Source organism: uncultured Mailhella sp., assembly GCF_944324575.1.
Taxonomy (GTDB): Bacteria; Desulfobacterota; Desulfovibrionia; order Desulfovibrionales; family Desulfovibrionaceae; genus Mailhella.
The window spans coordinates 1-3088 of the sequence record NZ_CALUWV010000166.1 but is presented as its reverse complement, the minus strand read 5'-3'; the positions used below and the strand labels follow the sequence as shown (position 1 = coordinate 3088).

Genomic DNA, 3088 nt, shown 5'->3' with positions numbered 1-3088 from the left:
TCCCCGGCCTTTTCTGTTCTGAACTATGTGCTCCTGACGCTGCGTTCCTGGGATGTGCCTGAGCTGGTTCGTAATTGCGAACTCGAAGTAAGCATTATGGAAAAATACTGGCCCGGATTACGCTCCAAAATTGACGCGATCATGCGGGATATTCCGGCCCGATGCCGATCTACGCAGGATTCGCTGAATTTTGCCCAAGATATTCTCCGGCTCATCGAACAGGAAGCCCAGAAGGAACAGGAATTCACCGAAAGCTCAGTACTATCCCCCTCGATAACTGCGCAGGATAACTCAGAACGAACCCAGCAAGAGCCACAAACAGGAGGCGAACAACAATTGCTCCAGGACCTTCTACAAGCAACGGAAGAAGAGATGCCACCCTCTATGGGTAAGCAGCTCTCCGACATGATTTCCGGCCAATGCTCCCCCCAACAACGCAAGGGAATGAGCGTAGCCATAGAAGGAAAGCTCACCCCCAACGAACTTCCCGATGCGCTTATCATGGAGGCTCAGGCCATATCCAGAGCCTTGCGGACAAAACTTCAAGGACTTCTGCAATCCCAAATATTGCGGCGTTCCAGTCACTCACGGCATGGAAAATTATGTGGGCATGGTCTCTACCGAATTGCCGTCCATGATCCCAGACTGTTCCTGAAAAACGAATCCGTCACAGGAATCGATACCGCCGTCCATATTCTTCTGGACATCTCCGGCTCCATGACCAGCCGTATCGAACTTGCTGGTGCGGCCTGTTACTCCGTGGTGTTGGGGCTTGCTTCTATTCCAAGTCTATCTGTGGGCGTTTCTGCTTTCCCTGCTGATTATGATGAGAACGTAAACGCTACCGTCTATCCTTTACTTCGACATGGAGAACGGGTTGTGAACTCTTTCGGCGTTGAAGCTCATGGAAGCACACCTTTGACTGAGGCCCTGTGGTGGGTATTGGAGATGCTTTCGACACGACCTGAACATCGAAAAATCGTACTGGTGGTAACGGACGGCTACCCGGACGATCCTGAGACTGCAAAAGAAACGATAGCAGCAGCCCAACGAATGGGAATGGAGGTATCAGGTATCGGCATCGATGCTCCGGTCATCAGCACTATGATTCCCATCTCTGAAAACATCACCGACATCCACGAACTGGCTCCGGCAATGTTCCGGCTTCTTCAACAAACTCTACTCGAAAAAAGGAGGTGACCATGGCGTCATCCATAAAAAAGACAACTTGGCTCGCAATAGGTATACTGGTTCTTCAGATCGCCATAAAAATTGTGAAAGATACGGAGGATGATGACGAATAAAAGAAAGGCTCCCCGGTATTTTGCCGAGGAGCCCTTTTATCGAAACTTTTTTGTTTAAAGGCAGTCTACAATCCATATTGTCAGCATCTTCTTCGTTTGTTATCCCCGTTTTTATAAAAACGGCTATACGCCATCGGGAGGCTCTCATGCCAGAATCAAACACTCGTCCCCCCTTCAAACCCGGCGACATTGTTCAGCACTTCAAACATGAACTCTATCCCGCCGATTCCCCCATGTACACCTATAGGATTCTTGGATATGCCACGCACTCCGAGACTAGGGAAATTCTCGTCATCTATGAAGCGCTTTACGACCTGCACGATGAAAATACACTCAAGGTATTCGCAAGGCCGCTCGATATGTTTATGTCAAAGGTGGACAAGGAGAAGTATCCAAACATCCAGCAGAAATATCGATTTGAACTTCTGTCCCGGGCGTAAATTGGAGCTCTTTTTGAGCAGAAAAGCCCGATGGAACATCTCATGTCTGTCTGCGGGATTATTACAAAGTCAAGCTAACCTACAGCGCAACGCTCTGGAAGGCACTTCCTCACCGAGTCGAAACCGACAGTAGTTATCGCAAAAAGAGAGAAAAACTAAGTGTACAGAAGGATGAAACTCGGCACATTGCTGATGTTTCTAAACTACCTGTCTCCGTACATATAGATGCTGATCCCCTTTATGAAGTCAAGACTGTCTAGAATACCATCAATGATGATGGTCACGTAAAATATCCCGACGAGTCAGGCCCCGGAAAGCCGGGGCTTGAGATCGCATGCCCTCAAAGATGGGGGCGTTACATGTAAAGATGGGCTTTCACTTCCTGCATGACAGGCTCCCAGAGACGATCTTTGTGACGATTCGCATATCCGGGGTGATACAGTCTGAACGTGTTATTTGGCAAATTGTTATGGGTAAGTCGTGCCAACTCTCGAACCTCAAAGGTTTGGGATACTGGCAAAAATTGAACATCCTTGAATATTCTTTCAATATAAAGGTCATAATTAGGACCTGTGAGAAAAATTAATATATTGGGATCTGCTGCAGCAATTTCAGCAGAAAGAGTTTGAAAATGATCTAAATATTCCATAGTAAGATCATTATTTCTCAACATAAGGTGTGGATCCACATCTCCAATTATATGAAAAATATTTGACCAAAATATATAATCTCGAGATAAGTCCTTTTCTCCATTTATCATAGATTCAATTTCGTGAATAAATCTCCAATAAGGTGCATGCCAATCAATTTTTTTTAGTGCATCTTGCGTATATTTCATAGCATCTAGTATTTCAGTTTCGTAACCCCATCCATTTGGATCTTGACCAACAAACATGATTTTTGTTTTACTTTCAATATATTTATCAGGACAGTAACAGTACTGAATAATAAATTCTTCAGAATTTTTGAATGTATCCTCACATTTTTTACAAAAATTCATAGTTTTTTCTTTTGTTGAGCTATAAATATTCATAAGTTTTTGATTAACATTATTCATAGTAATCCTCCTGATAAATAGCGCATATGTTAGTTGTAAATAATATCAATGTTCTTATGGCTTATAAAATATTTTACCATGTAGAAACTACCATAGGCGCCTCCATTTATGCGTCATCTGCATTCAAAACTAATAAAATTTATTTTAATATAATCCATTAATATATATTTGTCTAGCAAAGTGCTGTGAATATTTTATCCTGAATAATACCTAGGTTCAGGACTCATTAAATATAAAAGATGACAATGGCAGCGAGACAAATGGCCGAAAAGAACGTGTGGGCACAA

General features: G+C 43.5%; 3 protein-coding genes. 2 read left to right on the top strand and 1 reads right to left on the bottom strand.

The features are described 5' to 3' along the window. Together Q0J81_RS11050 and Q0J81_RS11045 are read left to right on the top strand one after the other, a co-directional pair. Nucleotides 1-1200 (top strand): VWA domain-containing protein (locus Q0J81_RS11050; protein ID WP_294447900.1); only part of this gene is annotated, 1200 nt, incomplete at its 5' end. A gap of 250 nt (nt 1201-1450) precedes the next feature. Then, nucleotides 1451-1744: a DUF1653 domain-containing protein gene (locus Q0J81_RS11045; RefSeq protein ID WP_294447898.1), complete on the top strand. Its 294-nt coding sequence runs from the start codon at nt 1451-1453 to the stop codon at nt 1742-1744. A gap of 355 nt (nt 1745-2099) precedes the next feature. Here Q0J81_RS11045 and Q0J81_RS11040 read toward each other — a convergent pair whose 3' ends face one another. Then, a complete protein-coding gene (locus tag Q0J81_RS11040; protein WP_294447896.1) occupies nt 2100-2801 on the bottom strand; it encodes a uracil-DNA glycosylase family protein in 702 nt (233 codons plus the stop codon). Nucleotides 2802-3088: the final 287 nt, after the last annotated feature.

Bases quoted from the DNA above. Each gene is read 5' to 3' on its own strand.
- Q0J81_RS11045 (WP_294447898.1), top strand. From the start codon at position 1,451: ATGCCAGAATCAAACACTCGTCCCCCCTTCAAACCCGGCGACATTGTT.
- Q0J81_RS11040 (WP_294447896.1), bottom strand. From the start codon at position 2,801: ATGAATAATGTTAATCAAAAACTTATGAATATTTATAGCTCAACAAAA.